Here is a 17,388-nt window from a genome sequence, read left to right on the forward strand (position 1 = left end):
ACAAATTCGGGATTAGGTTTATAACGCCCGGCTCTGAGCCGGGCGGGCAATACGGGGTTGTTATGAACCCATACGGTAGTTCGGGGACTCTTTGGTGATGGTCACGTCGTGAACGTGGCTCTCCTGAATCCCGGCACCGCTGATGCGAACGAATTCCGCTTTGGTGCGCAGGTCGTCGATAGTAGCACAGCCGGTCAGGCCCATACAGGAACGCAGGCCGCCCATTTGCTGATGCACGATAGCCTTCAGGAAGCCTTTGTAAGCCACGCGGCCTTCGATCCCTTCCGGCACCAGCTTGTCAGCGGCGTTATCGGTCTGGAAGTAGCGGTCTGAAGAGCCTTTAGACATGGCGCCCAGTGACCCCATGCCGCGATAGGACTTGAATGAACGGCCCTGGTACAGCTCGATTTCGCCCGGAGATTCGTCAGTACCGGCCAGCATTGAGCCCACCATCACCGCAGAAGCGCCGGCGGCGATAGCTTTGGCAATGTCGCCCGAGAAGCGGATACCGCCATCGGCGATTACCGGAATACCGGTGCCTTCCAGCGCAGCGACCGCGTCAGATACGGCGGTGATCTGCGGCACACCCACGCCGGTCACGATGCGGGTGGTACAGATTGAGCCAGGGCCGATACCGACTTTCACCGCGCTCACGCCCGCTTCCACCAGCGCCAGTGCGCCAGCGCCGGTTGCCACGTTACCGCCGACGATCTGCAGGTCAGGATATTTTTCACGGGTAGCACGAATACGCTGCAGCACGCCTTCGGAGTGGCCGTGAGAGGAGTCGATCAGCAGCACGTCAACACCGGCTGCGACCAGCGCATCCACGCGCTCTTCGTTACCGGCACCGGCACCGACGGCGGCACCGACGCGCAGGCGTCCGTGTTCGTCTTTACAGGCGTTCGGTTTACGTTCGGCTTTCTGGAAGTCTTTAACGGTGATCATGCCCAGCAGATGGAAGCTGTCATCCACCACCAGCGCTTTCTCGACGCGTTTTTCGTGCATTTTGTGCAGTACCACTTCGCGCGCTTCGCCCTCTTTCACCGTGACCAGGCGCTCTTTCGGCGTCATCACGGCAGAAACGGGCAGGCTCAGGTCGGTCACAAAGCGCACGTCACGGCCGGTGATAATCCCCACCAGTTCGTTATTGCCGTTCACTACCGGGTAGCCGGCAAAGCCGTTACGTTCGGTCAGCGCTTTCACTTCGCTCAGGGCAGTGGTAGGCAACACGGTCTGCGGGTCGGTGACCACGCCGCTTTCGTGTTTCTTCACCTTGCGCACTTCTTCAGCCTGGCGCTCGATAGACATGTTTTTGTGGATAAAGCCCAGACCACCTTCCTGCGCCAGTGCAATAGCCAGACCCGCTTCGGTCACGGTATCCATTGCAGCGGACAACATAGGAATGTTTAAACGGATAGTTTTGGTGAGCTGGGTGCTGAGGTCGGCCGTGTTTGGCAGTACAGTCGAGTGGGCAGGAACGAGCAGAACGTCGTCAAATGTCAGGGCTTCTTTAGCGATTCTTAGCATGGCAATATCTCAACCTCAGGGTGAATGAGAACTTGTAAAATATTGCCGCGGCATTATACAGGCCGTAATCGATTGCCTCCAGCATTATTTACCAAAAACTCTTGATCCCCTCAGTGAGCCATGTAGTATCGGTTAATTAACCCTCTGATTTAAAGTTTGATCTTCATCACATGTCGCTACCGCCAACCGCCAATATTTTTACCGTCAGCCGTCTGAACAGCACAGTGCGCAAGCTGCTGGAGATGGAAATGGGCCAGGTCTGGCTGAGCGCGGAGATCTCGAATTTCTCCCAGCCCTCTTCCGGTCACTGGTACTTCACTCTGAAGGATGATGGTGCCCAGGTGCGCTGCGCGATGTTTCGCAACAGCAACCGCCGCGTCACCTTCCGCCCACAAAACGGCCAGCAGATTCTGGTGCGTGCCACTATCACGCTGTATGAACCGCGCGGCGATTACCAGCTGATTGCCGAGAGCATGCAGCCGGCCGGCGATGGTCTGTTACAGCAGCAGTTCGAGCAGCTGAAGCAGCGCCTGATGGCCGAAGGTCTGTTTGAGCAGGGCCATAAGCAGCCACTGCCGGACCCGGCGCGTCAGGTTGGGGTCATCACCTCCGCCAGCGGTGCCGCGCTACACGACGTCCTGCGCGTGCTGCAGCGACGCGACCCGTCACTGCCGGTGGTCATCTACCCAACTCAGGTACAGGGCAGCGATGCCCCCTCAGGCATCGTCAGGGCGATTGAGCTGGCGAACGCGCGCAATGAGTGTGATGTATTAATTGTCGGGCGCGGCGGCGGCTCGCTGGAAGATCTGTGGAGCTTTAACGACGAACGCGTGGCGCGGGCGATTTTTGCCAGCCGCATTCCAGTCGTTAGCGCCGTCGGCCATGAAACCGACGTTACCATTGCCGATTTCGTCGCCGACCTGCGCGCGCCGACCCCTTCCGCCGCGGCGGAGCTGGTCAGCCGCAATCAGATTGAGCTGCTGCGCCAGCTGCAATCCCAGCAGCAGCGCATGGAAATGGCGATGGATTACTACCTTGCGCAGCAGCAGCGCACCTTCACGCGCCTGCAGCACCGCCTGCAGCAGCAGCACCCGCAGCTGCGCCTGGCACGCCAGCAGACGGCGCTGATGAAGCTGCAGCGCCGTCTGGACGACGCCGTGCAGCAGCGGCTGCGCCAGGCAACGCGCCAGCAGGAGCGGATCGGCCAGCGCCTGAACGCCATCCGCCCGGAGATGCGCATTGAGCGCGCCAGCCAGCAATTGCAGCAGTGGCACTACCGCCTGCAGCAGGCGATGCAGCAGCAGCTTAACGGCAACAAACAGCGCTTCGGCAACCTTGCCGCCCAGCTGGAGGGCGTCAGCCCGTTAGCGACGCTGGCACGCGGTTTCAGCGTCACCACCGCCGCCGACGGCCAGGTGATCAAAAAAACCAAACAGCTGCACCCCGGCGACACGCTGAAAACCCGTCTTGACGACGGCTGGGTGGAGAGTGAAGTGACCGCGATTACCCCGGTGAAAAAAACGCGCAGGCGCAGCGCCTGAAGCCAGGAGGGTTCTGCCCTCCTCTTCCCCCCATTTCCCCCATTCGGCCCACGCGAAACTATACTTGTCTGACATTCCTCGTTAAGCAAGGAGCCTGTTATGCCTTATGGTGTGATCCCCCCGTATATCCTGCGCAAGATTATTGACCACGGTTCTTCCCGCCAGCAGAGCTGCGCGCGTCAGACGTTGACCCACGTACAGACCCTGATGAATGAGAGCTGGCAGACGCCGCACTCAGCCACCACCGCCACGCCGGGCAGCGTACAGCGTGAAATCTACGATGCCGGGCAGACGCAGAGCCTGCCGGGCACGCTGGTGCGCAGTGCCAGCCAGCCCGCCGCTGGCGATGTGGCGGTGAACGAAGCCTGGGAATACCTCGGTATTACCTATGATTTTTTCTGGCACGCCTACCAGCGCAACTCCCTGGATAACAAGGGCCTGACGCTGCTTGGCACGGTCCATTACGGTAAGGATTACCAGAATGCCTTCTGGAACGGGCAGCAGATGGTGTTTGGTGACGGCGATGGCGAAATCTTTAACCGCTTTACCATCGCACTCGATGTGGTGGGCCACGAGCTGGCGCACGGCGTGACGGAAAACGAGGCCGGGCTGATCTATTTCGAACAGGCCGGGGCGCTCAACGAGTCGCTGTCCGATGTGTTCGGCGTGCTGGTCAAGCAGTATCACCTGCAACAGAGTGCCGACCAGGCCAACTGGCTGATTGGCGAGGGGCTGCTGGCGGAGGGGATTAAGGGGCGCGGCCTGCGCTCGATGTCCGAGCCGGGCACCGCCTACGACGATCCGCTGCTGGGTAAAGATCCCCAGCCCGGCCATATGCGCGATTACATTCAGACGCGCGACGATAACGGCGGCGTGCACCTTAATTCCGGCATCCCCAACCGCGCCTTCTACCTGGCCGCCGTGGCGTTGGGCGGCTTCGCGTGGGAGCTGGCGGGCTATGCCTGGTACGATACGGTCTGCGATAAAACGCTGCCGCAGAATGCCGATTTCAAAACCTTCGCGCAGTTCACTATTCGCCACGGCGAGAAACGCTTTAACCAGGCCACGGCGGCGGCGATTGAGGAGGCCTGGAAACAGGTGGGTGTGCTGACATGAAACAGCCAGAATTAAGCGATGACGCGATTATCGATGTGGCGCGTGAAGGGGGCTTTGCCATGATACCTAAGCTGGCTGAGCCACGCCGTTTTGCGCTGTCGCAGCTGGCGGCAGCGCAGAAAGAGCGGGTGTGCGAGGTGATGCGCCAGGCGCTTCCGCTGGGCGAACCGGAAGACCACCAGGCCGCGCTGGGGCGCGGCGACCAGCGCTATTTTCGTATTCAGATAAGCTACAGCACGCAGCAGTCCGCAGGCGCTATCGTGATACTGATCCCCGAACAGCTGGCGCCGCCGGAGCTGGAATCGCTGTGGCGCGATGGCTAACAGGCAAAAAAATACCCCTTCATCGCTGAAGGGGTATGCGTGACATCAGGTTAGCGGCCAGGCCGCTGCCATTAGTTGTCCAGTGCGTAAGCGATCACGTAATCACCACGGTCCGGCGACTGACGAGCGCCGCCTGCGGAGATCAGGATGTACTGCTTACCGGTTTTCGGTGATTTGTAGCTGATTGGGCCACCCTGGCTGCCCACTGGCAGACGGGCTTTCCACACTTCTTTACCGGTAGAGGTATCGAAGGCGCGCAGGTAGTAATCCTGAGTGCCTGCGATGAACACCAGGCCACCCTGGGTTGCCAGCGTGCCGCCCAGAGTCGGCATACCCACCGGCATTGGCGCACGCATTTTGATACCAAATGGACCGGTATCCTGCACGGTACCGACTGGCACCTGCCAGACGATTTTCTGCGTCTTCATGTCAATCGCCGACAGCGTACCGAACGGCGGCTTCTGGCAAGGGATGCCCAGCGGCGACATAAAGCGGTTTTTATTCACCGCGTACGGCGTGCCTTTCATCGGCACCAGGCCCATGCCGGTATTCACGGCTTCACCACCGTTACTGACCGCACCATCTTTCGCTGGCGCTGCTGGCACCATCTGCTGCCAGAGGCCCAGGCGCATATCGTTGACGAAGATCAGGTTATTGTTCGGGTCGGTCGACAGGCTGCCCCAGTTCATCCCGCCCAGAGAGCCAGGGAAGCTGAGTGACTTATCGGTACCCGGCGGCGTGTAGAGTCCGGAATAACGCATGGATTTGAAGCTGATACGGCAGGCCAGCTGATCAAACGGCGTGGCGCCCCACATATCCGACTCGGTCAGCGTTTCGTTGCCGATTTGCGGCATGCCTACTGAGCGCGGCTGGGTTTTAGCATACTGCTCGTTCGGGATGTTAGCCTGCGGAACCGGCTGTTCAACCACGTCAGTCAGCGGCTTGCCGGTTTGACGATCCAGCACGTAGATCTGACCAGACTTGGTGCCAATGACCACCGCTGGCGTGGTGCTGCCATCTTTATGCGGGAAGTTAATCAGGCTTGGCTGCATCGGCAGGTCGAAGTCCCACAGATCGTTATGCACGGTCTGATAAACCCACTTCTCTTTACCGGTGGTGGCGTCCACGGCCAGTACGGAGGCACCGTATTTGTGGTCCAGCTTGGTGCGATTGACGCCCCACAGGTCAACAGACGAGCTGCCCATCGGAATGAACACGGTGTTCATATCGGGATCGTAAGACATGGGTGCCCAGGAGTTAGGCGTGCTGCGGGTGAAGTGCTCGCCCGGCATCAGGATCGCATTCGGGTCGTCTTTGCCTGGGTCGAACGCCCAGCGCATTTTACCGGTGATGACGTCAAAGCCACGCATCACGCCGCCAGGCATATCGGTGCTAACGTTGTCCGCCACGCGGCCACCGACCACAACGGTGGTGCCGGCCAGCGTCGGTGCCGACGTCAGTACATAGCTCGGATCTTTGGCTTCGCCCATACCTTCCAGCAGGTTAACGCTGCCGTTGTTACCGAAGTCTGCACAGAACTTACCGGTATCAGCGTCTAAGGCAATCAAACGGCTGTCGATGGTGTTCATCAGAATACGGCGCTGACAGGCCGCACCGGCAGGCAGGTCGATTGCCGCCGGAGGAACAGATCCCGGTACTTTAGGCTGCGTCAGTGGCTGGGTAGCATCAAAGTAAGCCAGGCCACGGCAGCGCATCCAGACCGAGGATTTCGCATTGATGTCCGCTTTCCAGATCTGCTTGCCGCTGTCGGCTTCCACTGCAATCACATTGTTATGCGGAGTACAGAGGAACACGGTGTTGCCGACCTGCAGAGGTGTCTGCTGGTCTTCTGCGCCGTTACCGTCCGGGCTGAGTGGCGTATCGCCAGTGTGGAAAGTCCAGGCCACTTTCAGATCTTTCACGTTATCGCGGGTGATCTGGTCCAGCGCCACAAAGCGGCTGCCGCCCGGGGTGTTGCCGTAGTTATCCCAGTTTTTCTGCTCGGCGGATTTATCCACCGGAACCAGCGGCAGCTCCTGACCGTTTGCTGCCACGGTCGGATGCGGCTGGAACATGCCATATACAGTTGCCAGCAGGCCAACCACCATCACCGCGCTCAGGCCATAGGCCACTTTCGCCGCGGGTGCTTTACCCTCACGCTTGCGCAGTGCCGGGAAGGTGATCAGCGCCAGCAGGAACATGCCTGCCGGGAACATCAGGCGCGAAACCAGCTGCCAGAAGTCGAGACCGGCATCCTGCACTGCCCAGATCAGGGTACCGATAAATACCAGCGCAAAAATCAGTACCGCAGAAGATTTGCGGCGGAAGAACTGAACGGCGGAAATCACGATGAGAATGCCGGCAATAACGAAATACCAGCTACCACCGAGTGAGGCTAATTTCCCACCACCATTGACAAAGTAGAGGCCCGTTGCCAGCAAGATTAAGCCCAGCAAGAAGCACCACAAGCCCAGCCATTTAGATGACCCGGCAGTTGATTGAGGCATAGCAGAAATACTCCTGGAGAATAAGGCGTAGCAATGTTCAACGTCTTATTTTTATTAACATGTTTCACGGGATGGCCCGTCCTGCGTTTGTTGCTGACGCTCGTAACTCACGGCAGGCGTGGCTGAGCATCCGTAACAAACGGAAGAATTGTACCACCAGGTTCATAATCCAATAAACAGAAAATTAACAAGCCGTCTATGTTTGATAACTATAGACCGAAATTCGCACAGAATGATAAAGGTGATAGTTGCCGGGTTTACGGCTTCACAGCGGGCAGCAGCAACAGCTGCTTCTTCGAAATCAGGCCGTGACCGTGCTGACAGAAATAGTCGACCGCACCGCAGGCTTTCAGTACCTGTAACGGTTTCTGGCAGTCGGGGCAGCAGGCAACAGCGGGAACATCGCGCTGGCAGTTATCACAGTGAAACTGCCCGGCCATTGCGGTGAGTAGGTGCTGACAAACGGGGCAAGAAAGTGACATCGGCATCTCCTTTACTTCGGCGCGGCACAAAAAACAAAGGGTTGACCCCAAAAGCGGTCAACCCCTACTTTACACGCTGGCGAGGCCATGAGGCCCCTTGCGGATCAACGTTTGTTCTTTTTGAGATGGCTCATTAAGCGTTGACGTTTACGCTGCTGGTTTGGCGTCAGCAGGTTGCGCTTACCTTCGTACGGGTTATCACCCTCTTTGAACTGAATACGGATTGGCGTACCCATAATTTCCAGCGAGCGGCGGAAATAGTTCATCAGATAGCGCTTGTAGGAATCCGGCAGGTCTTTCACCTGGTTACCGTGGATCACCACAATCGGCGGGTTATAGCCCCCGGCGTGGGCATACTTCAGCTTCACGCGGCGGCTGCGCACCATCGGTGGCTGATGGTCATCGGCCGCCATGTTCATGATGCGCGTCAGCATCGAGGTGTTCACGCGACGGGTTGAACAGTCGTAGGCTTCGGTCACGGACTCAAACAGGTTACCGACGCCGCTGCCGTGCAGGGCGGAGATAAAGTGAATGCGCGCGAAGTCGATAAAGCCCAGACGGTAGTCCAGCTGCTCTTTCACTTCGTCACGGATCTCCTGTGACAGGCCATCCCACTTATTAACCACGATAACCAGTGAGCGCCCACTATTCAGGATAAAGCCGAGCAGCGAGAGATCCTGATCGGAAATCCCCTCGTGAGCATCAATTACCAGCAGCACGACGTTGGCATCTTCAATCGCTTTCAGGGTTTTGATGACCGAGAACTTTTCTACGGTTTCGGTAATTTTCCCGCGCTTACGCACCCCGGCAGTATCGATCAGGACATATTCACGTCCGTCACGCTCCATTGGAATATAGATACTGTCGCGGGTGGTGCCCGGCATGTCGTAAACCACCACGCGTTCTTCACCGAGAATACGGTTAGTTAGCGTTGACTTACCGACGTTTGGACGCCCGACGATAGCCAGCTTGATCGGCAGATCCAGCGGGTTAAAATCATCTTCTTCGTCATCCGGCGCTTCGCCGTTAGCTTTGGCTTCTTTCGCCGCAAACTCCGCCCAGTAGGCCTCGTTCTCTTCTTCTTCGGTCAGTTCCACCTCGGGCGCAACTTCGTCCATCCACGGCAGCAGCACCAGCTCCAGCAGGCTGGTGACGCCGCGCCCGTGAGACGCGGCAATCGCGTGGATTTCACCCAGACCGAGCGACCAGAAGTCGGTGACGGCGGAGTCCGCGTCCAGACCATCGGTTTTGTTCGCCACGATAAAGGTTGGCTTGTCGCGTGAGCGCAGGTGCTTGGCGATGGCGGTATCAGCAGGCATCAGCCCGGCACGCGCATCGACCATAAACAGAACCACGTCGGCTTCTTCAATCGCCAGCAGCGACTGTTCCGCCATGCGTGTTTCCACGCCCTCTTCGTTACCGTCGATACCGCCGGTATCGATACAAATAAACTCACGCCCTTCAATTTCTGCGCGACCATATTTGCGGTCTCGAGTAAGCCCAGGAAAATCCGCCACCAGCGCATCTCGCGTGCGCGTTAAACGGTTAAACAGGGTGGATTTTCCCACATTGGGACGCCCGACAAGCGCGACCACAGGTACCATAGTGAAGCCTCATAACTAAAAAATAAGCGCCTGGCTGCGATTTTATTCGCGCTGCAGGCAGATAAACTGCCGCTCTACTCAGGCCGATGGCGCCTAGAATAACACGCCTTGGATAAAACAAAACGGCCCCTTGTGATCAAGGAGCCGTTTTACCCTGACTACGGGTAGCCGATCGCAGCTGATTAACGCGTAATCGCGTAAACCTCACCATCTTTGGACTGGATCAGCAGCTTGTCGCTGGCCACCACCGGCTCAGTCTGGAAGCCGGAGCTGTCCAGTTTCTGCTGCGCCACAAAGCGGCCATCGTCGGTGTTAAGCCAGTGCAGGTAACCTTCCGCATCACCCACCACCAGGTAGCCGTTGTACAGCACCGGGGAGGTCAGGTTACGGTGCAGCAGATCGCTCTGGCGCCAGAGGGTTACGCCACCGTCGGTGTTCAGGGCAATCACGCGGTCATCCTGATCCACCAGATAGATGCGGCCACCGTCAACGATCATATCGTGGACCGAGCCGATTTCACGCTTCCACATGATCTGGCCAGAGCGCAGGTCCAGCGCCGTCAGGTTACCGTTGTAGGCCAGTGCATACACCACGCCATTGACGATTACCGGGGTCGTGTCGACATCCGCCAGGCGGTCGATTTCCGTCGCGCCGCTTGGCTGGGAAATACGCTGCTGCCAGATAATCTGGCCCTGGTTGAGGATCACGGCGCTCACGCGGCCGTTATCACCCCCCACTACGGCGGCGCCGAATGCGGTCGATGGCGCTGACTCACCGCGCAGGCTCAGGGCCGGCACGTCGAGGTTAACGGTCCATTTTACGCTGCCGCTGGTTTGATCAAGCCCCTGCAACATGCCGTTGCTGGTGTGAACCAGTACCAGGCCGTCGCTGACCACCGGGCGGGATAACACTTCACCGGCCGCTTTGGTCTGCCACGCAACGGAGCCATCGCTGGTGTTCAGGGCATAAACCTGCCCGCGCTCGCTGCCCACGTAGACGTGACCGGCATCAACGGTCAGGCCGCCAGAGAGCAGCGCCGGGATATTGCTGGAGAAGAAACCGGTTTTTTCTGCCAGGTCCACTTTCCACTGTTCTTTGCCGTCGCCGGAGTTCAGCGCCTTGACGATGCCATGACGGTCAGCCGCATACACGGTATTTTCCGCCCAGGCCGGGTGCAGGTTAGAGTAGAAATCTCCAACTCCGTTGCCCACCGAGGTGCTCCAGACTTTCTCTGGCTCGAACTGATTCTGTACGGTTGGCAGTGGCGACATTTTAACCACGTCTTCTTCACCGCTAAACCATGAACATCCGCTAAGTAAGGTGACTGACATCAGTCCCGGCAGAAGTAACTTACGCAATTCCATGAAATCCCTCTTGTGCCTTGAAGGCCAAATATTAGAGCTTTTTAGCCCGGCAGATTATTCACTTTCATTTGCAGCATCTCTTTCAGCGTCGAAGAGGCGTCAGAATCAATGCCTTTAGTCCACGCATCGCGTGCACCCTTCGCGTCGCCTTTGCTGAGCAGCGCTTCACCGCGCACGTCAGCCACGATCGCTGTCCAGCCGTCGCCTTTCACGCTTTCCAGCGTTTTCAGCACCTCATCCGGCTGCTTTTGCTGCAGCTGAATGCGCGCCAGGCGCAGATTCAGTACCGCCTGCAGATTGGCGTCTTTGGTATCTTTCAGACCGCTCTGCAGCTGGGCTGCGGCTTTGTCCAGCTGGTTAGCATCAACATAGCGTTTCGCCAGGTCGAGAGAAGCCAGCGCGCCGTAAGTGTTGCTGTTATCGCTGGCGAATTTCGCTGCGGCATCCAGCGTGGCGGGTTTGCTGGCATCCAGTGCCGAGGTCACCTGCTGATAGGCCGCAGAGGTTTCACGTGAACCGCTGTCCTGATGGCTGCTCCAGTAACGCCAGCCGACCAATGCGCCCACGCCCAGCACCACGCCAACTACCAGCGCTTTGCCGTTCTGTGCGAAGAAGTTCTTCAGCGCATCTACCTGCTCGTTTTCGTTGCTATATACTTCCACGCAATCCTACTCCTTTAAATCGTGCCGTCAGGGCTTAGCGCTGTAACATCGAGGCCAGCGTAGATGCAGCATCACACTGCGCCAGCGTCTGCTGCTCGCCGTTACGTAAATCTTTAATCACCAGCTGGCCGTTAGCCACTTCGTCCTCGCCGAGTACCAGTGCGATGCGGGCTCCCCACTTATCTGCACGGGCAAACTGCTTCTTGAAGTTACCACCGCCAAAGTTCGTCATCAGCTTCAGCTCTGGCAGCGCGTCACGCAGCTGTTCAGCCAGCAGCATCGCCGCACTCTGTACGCCCTGGCCTGAAGCGATAACATAGACATCAACAATGCGCGTCGGTTCAAATTCCGGGTTAACTGCCTGTACCAGCAGAACCAGGCGCTCCAGCCCCATGGCAAAGCCCACGGCCGGCGTGGCACGACCACCCAGCTGTTCTACCAGACCATCGTAGCGGCCACCGGCACAAACCGTGCCCTGGGCGCCCAGGCTGCTGGTCACCCACTCAAACACGGTGCGGTTGTAGTAATCGAGGCCGCGCACCAGGCGCTGGTTCACGCTGTAAGCAATGCCCGCCGCATCCAGCAGGCTGCACAGCCCGGTGAAATGCTCGCGCGACTCGTCATCCAGATAATCGCCCAGCGTTGGCGCATCGTTCAGCAGCGCCTGCACGTCCGGGTTTTTGCTGTCCAGCACGCGCAGCGGATTGCTGTACATGCGGCGCTTGCAGTCTTCGTCCAGCACGTCCACGTGCTGCTCCAGGAAGGCCACCAGCGCATCGCGATAGTTGGCGCGGGCTTCCAGCGAGCCGATAGAGTTCAGCTCCAGGCGCACATGCTCAGAGATGCCCAGCGCTTTCCACCAGCGGGCAGTCATCATGATCAGCTCAGCGTCAATGTCCGGGCCTTGCAGGCCAAACACTTCGGCACCAATCTGGTGGAACTGGCGGTAGCGGCCTTTCTGCGGGCGCTCGTAGCGGAACATCGGGCCGATGTACCACAGACGCTGTTCCTGATTGTACAGCAGACCGTGTTCAATGCCGGCGCGCACGCAGCCTGCGGTCCCTTCCGGGCGCAGCGTCAGGCTTTCGCCGTTGCGGTCGTCAAAGGTATACATCTCTTTTTCAACCACGTCGGTCACTTCACCGATAGCGCGCTTGAATAACGGGGTCTGCTCTACAATCGGCAAGCGGATTTCGCTAAAGCCGTAGCTGCCCAGAACCTGCTTAAGGATCTGTTCAATACGCTGCCACACCACGGTGTCAGCCGGTAAATAGTCGTTCATGCCACGAATGGCCTGGATATTCTTCGCCACTGATTTCTCTCATCAATTTCATGCAGCAAGGGACGACCGCCACAGCAGGTCGCCCCCTACAGATTATTTTTCGACCTGCTGGATGGTGATCCGGCGCGATTCATCCAGCATGGTGGCTTTAGCACGAATGCGCGCTTCCAGCTGGTCAATCATATTGTCGTTGTCGAGACGCTCGCGCAGACGCACGCCATCTTCGTAGAAACCGCTCTTCTTGTTGCCGCCGGTGACGCCCATGGTCGATACCGTGGCTTCACCCGGGCCGTTAACCACGCAGCCGATAATCGAAATATCCATCGGCGTAATGATATCTTCCAGCCGCTCTTCCAGCGCATTCACCGTGCCGATCACGTCAAACTCCTGACGGGAACAGGTTGGGCAGGCGATAAAGTTAATGCCGCGGGAACGGATGCGCAGTGATTTCAGGATATCGAAACCGACTTTCACTTCTTCTACCGGATCCGCCGCCAGCGAGATACGCAGCGTATCGCCAATGCCCTCAGACAGCAGCAGGCCAAGGCCAATGGCGGACTTCACCGCACCGGCTCGGGCGCCACCGGCTTCGGTGATCCCGAGGTGCAGCGGCTGATCGATCTGCTTAGCCAGCAGGCGATACGACTCGACGGCAAGGAACACATCGGAAGCTTTCACGCTGACTTTGAACATGTCAAAGTTCAGGCGGTCGAGGATATCCACATGACGCATCGCCGATTCCAGCAGCGCTTGCGGATTCGGCTCACCGTATTTTTCCTGCAGATCCTTTTCCAGCGATCCGCCGTTCACCCCGATGCGGATCGGAATGTTGTAGTGGCGGGCGCAGTCGACCACCGAGCGGATGCGCTCCTCATTGCCGATATTGCCCGGGTTAATACGCAGGCAGTCGACGCCATATTCGGCGACTTTCAGGGCAATGCGGTAGTCGAAGTGGATATCAGCAACCAGCGGGACGTTAACCTGCTGTTTGATCAGGCGGAAGGCTTCGGCGGCATCCATGGTTGGCACGGAAACGCGCACGATATCAACGCCAACGCGCTCAAGTGCCTTGATCTGGGCGACCGTGGCAGCGACGTCAGTCGTTCGGGTATTGGTCATGGACTGAACGGCGATGGGGGCACCGTCGCCCACAGGCACCTTGCCGACGTAAATACGTTTAGATTTGCGACGGGTAATGGGTGCTTCATTATGCATATTCTTTCTCCACAATTACTCGCGACCAGAAAAAGATGCGTTATTGCGCACCTAAAGTCAGGCGAGCAACCTGGTTAGTACGGATAAAACGACTCAGATCAACAGGCTTACCCTGATACTCGATCTGTACTGCGGCCGGGGCACCAATCTTCAGGCGATAAGGAGCCGTACCGGCGAGGCTCAGTTTACCACCGCTACGCTGAATGCCGCTGAACAGTTTTTTACCGGCAGCATCAGTCACTTCCAGCCAGCAATCGCTGGAGAAGTTCATGATAACCGCATTCGGATCGGCAGCAGGCTGGCTGACGCCGGCGCTGCTGGTAGGTAGTTGACCGTTGGCAGCGCTATCAACCGGTGCCTGCGCTGGAGATACCACCGCAGGCTGCGAGTTGGCAGCCTGGGTGTTTGCTGCCGGTGCCTGAGCACTGGCAGCCGGAGCGTTATCGGCCGGGGTAGCAGCAGGCGCGCTGCTGGTATCCGCCGGAGCCTGGCTTGGTGCCATATCCATCGGCACCGACTGGCCGCTGGTATCCGCACTGCTGCTGGCATTACCGTCAGTCAACGGAATAGACTGCCCGTTGCCGCTCTCCCCTTCCGCAGGCGCATTCTGATCGGCCATCGAGACCAGATCGTCCTGAGCGGCTTTATGATTCTGCCACCACCAGGCGCCCGTCAGGCCCACCACCACAAACAGCACCAGCCAGGTGAAGATCATCAACCAGCCATCACGCTTTTTGCGGCGCTTGCCGAGGGAGAAACTTTGCATCGGTTCAACTTTTGCGGCTCTGACCGGGGCTTGTTTAGCCATCATCGGCAGCAGTTCTTCTTCCGGCACGCGAACCAGGCGTGCGTAAGAACGGATATAACCACGCAGGAAGGTCGATGCCAGATTGGCAGGCGACTTGTCCTCTTCAATATCGCGGACGGTGGAAAGTTTCAGGCAGAGGCGCTCAGCAACGTTCTGCTGAGTCAGGCCCATCTGTTCACGGGCGCTGCGCAGGCGCTCGCCTGTTGAATTTACGTTGGATTTGTCTTCAGTGGCTTCAGTATTCATTAGCTAAAAAATGCTGGTGCTGTATCGATTGTGGAAAAATTCGCGCAAGTTGCGCCCCATAACGCTGTACATCATCGGGCTGGTTGGCCTGCGCGGCGAAGCGAATCTCTAACCACAGACTTTCCGCAGAAACAGGAAAGTTGTGTTGATAAACATCTAACAGGAGGCGCGAGTCTGAGCATCTCCCCTTTCCAAATCGCCTTTCGGCTTCTGCCAGCATAGGCATTCCCTTAGCAGGATCGGTCTGCACCGCATCCGCCAGCGCATAACGCGCTTTCTCTTGCTGCCCGGCATTCAAAAAACAGTAGCCTGAGTTTTCGAGCGTATCGGCACGAAGTCCGTCTGCTGAATCTTCAATAGCCCTGCTGAACTGCCGTTGTGCCGCATCATACTGCCCTAAACCGCAGAGAAACGCACCGTAATTATTAAGCACATAGCCGTTTTGCGGTGCAAGTTTCAGCGCGCGGCGATAATGCTGCTGCGCCCTGCTCTGCTCACCCATCTGCTGCTGATAACGCGCCATGGCCAGCTGGGTTCGGTAATCTTTTGGCGCCAATGCCAGCGCCCGCTGCAAATTGCGGCGAGCCGCTTCATTATCACCCCGCAGCAGATAGGCCAGGCCTAGCTGTATGCGCGTCTCTACCAGTGCTTTACGCTGCGGTGAAGTTTGGCACCCCACCAGCAGCGACAGCGCTAAACCAACGATTAAACCTGCCCGCATCCCTGTTTCTCCCGGTATCCATTCGCGGCTTATGCTACGCCAATGTTTACAGAGTCAACACGCTGCAGGGCAGGAAAACACCGGGTTTCAGATCGCCTTCACAGAGATGGCTTCACCGGCCATTTTCTTTTTCAGCGTGCGCTTGGTGCGGTCGATCACTTCCCCGGCCAGCTGGCCGCAGGCGGCATCGATATCATCGCCGCGGGTCTTACGCACAATAGTAGTAAAACCGTAATCCATCAACACTTTAGAGAAGCGATCGATGCGACTGTTCGAACTACGACCATAGGGTGCGCTTGGGAAGGGGTTCCATGGGATCAGGTTGATCTTACAGGGTGTATTTTTCAGCAGCGCGGCCAGTTCATGGGCATTATCCGTGCTGTCATTGATGTGGTCGAGCATCACGTACTCAATGGTCACACGCCCCTGGTTGGCATTTGACTTGCCAATGTAGCGGCTGACCGCGGCCAGGAAGGTCTCAATATTGTACTTTTTGTTGATTGGCACAATTTCGTCACGAATTGTGTCATTTGGCGCGTGCAGTGAAATCGCCAGCGCCACGTCAATCATATCGCCAAGTTTATCCAGCGCCGGAACCACACCGGAGGTGGACAGGGTTACGCGGCGTTTCGACAGGCCAAAGCCGAAGTCGTCCAGCATGATTTCCATCGCCGGAACCACGTTATTCAGGTTCAGCAGCGGCTCGCCCATCCCCATCATCACCACGTTGGTGATCGGGCGCTGGCCGGTGACTTTGGCCGCGCCGATAATTTTCGCCGCGCGCCACACCTGACCGATGATTTCCGACACGCGCAGGTTGCGGTTAAAGCCCTGCTGCGCGGTAGAACAGAATTTGCACTCCAGCGCACAGCCCACCTGGGAAGAGACACACAGGGTGGCGCGATCTTTTTCTGGAATATAGACAGTTTCGACCTGCTGGCCGCCGACCTGGATAGCCCACTTGATGGTGCCATCGGAGGAGCGCTGCTCTTCAGCCACTTCCGGCGCGCGGATTTCCGCGACCTCCTTCAGCCTGTTACGGAAGACCTTGTTGATGTCGGTCATCTCGTCGAAGTCATCACAGCAGTAATGGTAGATCCACTTCATCACCTGATCGGCACGAAACGGCTTTTCACCCATGCTGGCAAAAAACTCACGCATCTGCTGACGATTGAGATCGAGCAGGTTAATTCTCTCTTTTTTTGGCGTTACGACGGCAGGTGAAGCGGACGACGGAGTCACAATAAGTTCGGACATAATATTCTCTGGCCTCGTTGTTACACGTTATGGCGCTGGGTTTGAAGTGAATAAAATAGAAGCGCCCCGGAGAGCGAACTCCCGGGGCGCATTATTGTACTCATGACCTTCACAGGGTTAAAGCACTATAGCGAATTAATTTGTAAACCCTGCAGCAGGGCAGGCAGCCGAATTAACGGGTGCGCGGGCACACTTCGTTTTCGCCGAAGAAGTAAGCGATTTCACGAGCAGCAGATTCAGCAGAATCTGAACCGTGGGTCGCGTTCTCGGTGAAGCTGTCCGCGTAGTCTGCACGCAGGGTGCCAGCCAGTGCGTTAGCTGGGTTAGTTGCGCCCATCAGGTCACGGTGACGCTGTACGGCATTTTCGCCTTCCAGTACAGAAACCACTACCGGACCTGAGGTCATGAATTCAACCAGACCATCGAAGAATGGCTTACCCTGGTGCTCAGCGTAGAAACCTTCAGCCTGCTCTTTGCTCAGGTGCAGCATTTTGCTGCCAACGATTTTGAAGCCAGCGCTTTCAAAACGGTTGAAGATTGCGCCGATCACGTTTTTTGCCACAGCGTTAGGTTTTACGATGGAGAATGTACGCTCAATAGTCATGTTGACCCCTGTCTTATCTTTCGAATGTAGCCGCGAAAACGGTGTTCCCGGCCGGGAAAATGGCCGCAGATTATAGGGGGCATCGCGATGGATGCCTATCGAAGATTCAATAATTTATTGAAAAACTCG

The 17,388-nt window shown here is 57.6% G+C and carries 15 protein-coding genes; 3 read left to right on the top strand and 12 right to left on the bottom strand.

Going from position 1 to position 17,388, the window contains the following annotated elements:
- Nucleotides 1-60: 60 nt before the first annotated feature.
- Nucleotides 61-1,527 carry an IMP dehydrogenase gene (guaB, locus tag ACLI4M_RS03450; RefSeq protein WP_048915186.1) on the bottom strand — a complete coding sequence of 489 codons (1,467 nt, stop codon included), beginning with the start codon at nt 1,525-1,527 and terminating at the stop codon, nt 61-63.
- A gap of 170 nt (nt 1,528-1,697) precedes the next feature.
- On the opposite strand from guaB, the gene xseA reads away from it, so the two are divergent.
- From xseA to ACLI4M_RS03465, 3 genes are all read left to right on the top strand, one after another.
- Nucleotides 1,698-3,068, top strand: coding sequence for an exodeoxyribonuclease VII large subunit (gene xseA, locus ACLI4M_RS03455; protein ID WP_133623071.1), 1,371 nt, complete (start codon nt 1,698-1,700; stop codon nt 3,066-3,068).
- A gap of 99 nt (nt 3,069-3,167) precedes the next feature.
- Nucleotides 3,168-4,184 (top strand): M4 family metallopeptidase, encoded by a 1,017-nt coding sequence (locus ACLI4M_RS03460; RefSeq protein ID WP_133623070.1) that lies wholly within the window; start codon nt 3,168-3,170, stop codon nt 4,182-4,184.
- Nucleotides 4,181-4,507: a protealysin inhibitor emfourin gene (locus ACLI4M_RS03465; RefSeq protein ID WP_133623069.1), complete on the top strand. Its 327-nt coding sequence runs from the start codon at nt 4,181-4,183 to the stop codon at nt 4,505-4,507. The genes ACLI4M_RS03460 and ACLI4M_RS03465 overlap by 4 nt, the downstream gene beginning before the upstream one ends.
- 71 nt (nt 4,508-4,578) lie before the next feature.
- Here the strand turns inward: ACLI4M_RS03465 and ACLI4M_RS03470 are convergent, their stop codons facing one another.
- From ACLI4M_RS03470 to ndk, 11 genes are all read right to left on the bottom strand, one after another.
- Entirely contained in the window at nt 4,579-7,014 is a 2,436-nt protein-coding gene (locus ACLI4M_RS03470) for a glucose/quinate/shikimate family membrane-bound PQQ-dependent dehydrogenase (protein ID WP_133623068.1), read from the bottom strand.
- Nucleotides 7,015-7,271: 257 nt separating this feature from the next.
- The gene (locus tag ACLI4M_RS03475; RefSeq protein ID WP_133623067.1) at nt 7,272-7,496 is read right to left on the bottom strand and encodes a zinc ribbon domain-containing protein; all 225 of its coding nucleotides are present in this window, start codon (nt 7,494-7,496) and stop codon (nt 7,272-7,274) included.
- 104 nt (nt 7,497-7,600) lie between these two features.
- On the bottom strand, nt 7,601-9,100 hold the full coding sequence (der, locus tag ACLI4M_RS03480) for a ribosome biogenesis GTPase Der (RefSeq protein WP_133623066.1): 1,500 nt from the start codon (nt 9,098-9,100) through the stop codon (nt 7,601-7,603).
- Nucleotides 9,101-9,282: 182 nt separating this feature from the next.
- Nucleotides 9,283-10,464, bottom strand: coding sequence for an outer membrane protein assembly factor BamB (bamB, locus tag ACLI4M_RS03485; protein ID WP_048915179.1), 1,182 nt, complete (start codon nt 10,462-10,464; stop codon nt 9,283-9,285).
- A gap of 41 nt (nt 10,465-10,505) precedes the next feature.
- The gene (locus tag ACLI4M_RS03490) at nt 10,506-11,126 is read right to left on the bottom strand and encodes a YfgM family protein (RefSeq protein WP_133623065.1); all 621 of its coding nucleotides are present in this window, start codon (nt 11,124-11,126) and stop codon (nt 10,506-10,508) included.
- A 34-nt stretch (nt 11,127-11,160) separates the two neighbouring features.
- Nucleotides 11,161-12,438, bottom strand: coding sequence for a histidine--tRNA ligase (gene hisS, locus ACLI4M_RS03495; RefSeq protein WP_048915177.1), 1,278 nt, complete (start codon nt 12,436-12,438; stop codon nt 11,161-11,163).
- A 63-nt stretch (nt 12,439-12,501) separates the two neighbouring features.
- Nucleotides 12,502-13,623 carry a flavodoxin-dependent (E)-4-hydroxy-3-methylbut-2-enyl-diphosphate synthase gene (gene ispG, locus ACLI4M_RS03500; RefSeq protein WP_048915176.1) on the bottom strand — a complete coding sequence of 374 codons (1,122 nt, stop codon included), beginning with the start codon at nt 13,621-13,623 and terminating at the stop codon, nt 12,502-12,504.
- Nucleotides 13,624-13,663: 40 nt separating this feature from the next.
- Nucleotides 13,664-14,677 (bottom strand): cytoskeleton protein RodZ, encoded by a 1,014-nt coding sequence (rodZ, locus tag ACLI4M_RS03505; RefSeq protein WP_099753530.1) that lies wholly within the window; start codon nt 14,675-14,677, stop codon nt 13,664-13,666.
- Entirely contained in the window at nt 14,667-15,398 is a 732-nt protein-coding gene (gene pilW, locus ACLI4M_RS03510) for a type IV pilus biogenesis/stability protein PilW (RefSeq protein ID WP_133623064.1), read from the bottom strand. The genes rodZ and pilW overlap by 11 nt, the downstream gene beginning before the upstream one ends.
- Nucleotides 15,399-15,485: 87 nt before the next feature.
- Entirely contained in the window at nt 15,486-16,655 is a 1,170-nt protein-coding gene (locus ACLI4M_RS03515) for a bifunctional tRNA (adenosine(37)-C2)-methyltransferase TrmG/ribosomal RNA large subunit methyltransferase RlmN (RefSeq protein WP_133623063.1), read from the bottom strand.
- Nucleotides 16,656-16,827: 172 nt separating this feature from the next.
- Nucleotides 16,828-17,259, bottom strand: coding sequence for a nucleoside-diphosphate kinase (gene ndk / locus ACLI4M_RS03520; RefSeq protein ID WP_048915172.1), 432 nt, complete (start codon nt 17,257-17,259; stop codon nt 16,828-16,830).
- Nucleotides 17,260-17,388: the final 129 nt, after the last annotated feature.

The organism is Erwinia sp. LJJL01, from assembly GCF_047300805.2.
Taxonomy (GTDB): Bacteria; Pseudomonadota; Gammaproteobacteria; order Enterobacterales; family Enterobacteriaceae; genus Erwinia; species Erwinia aphidicola.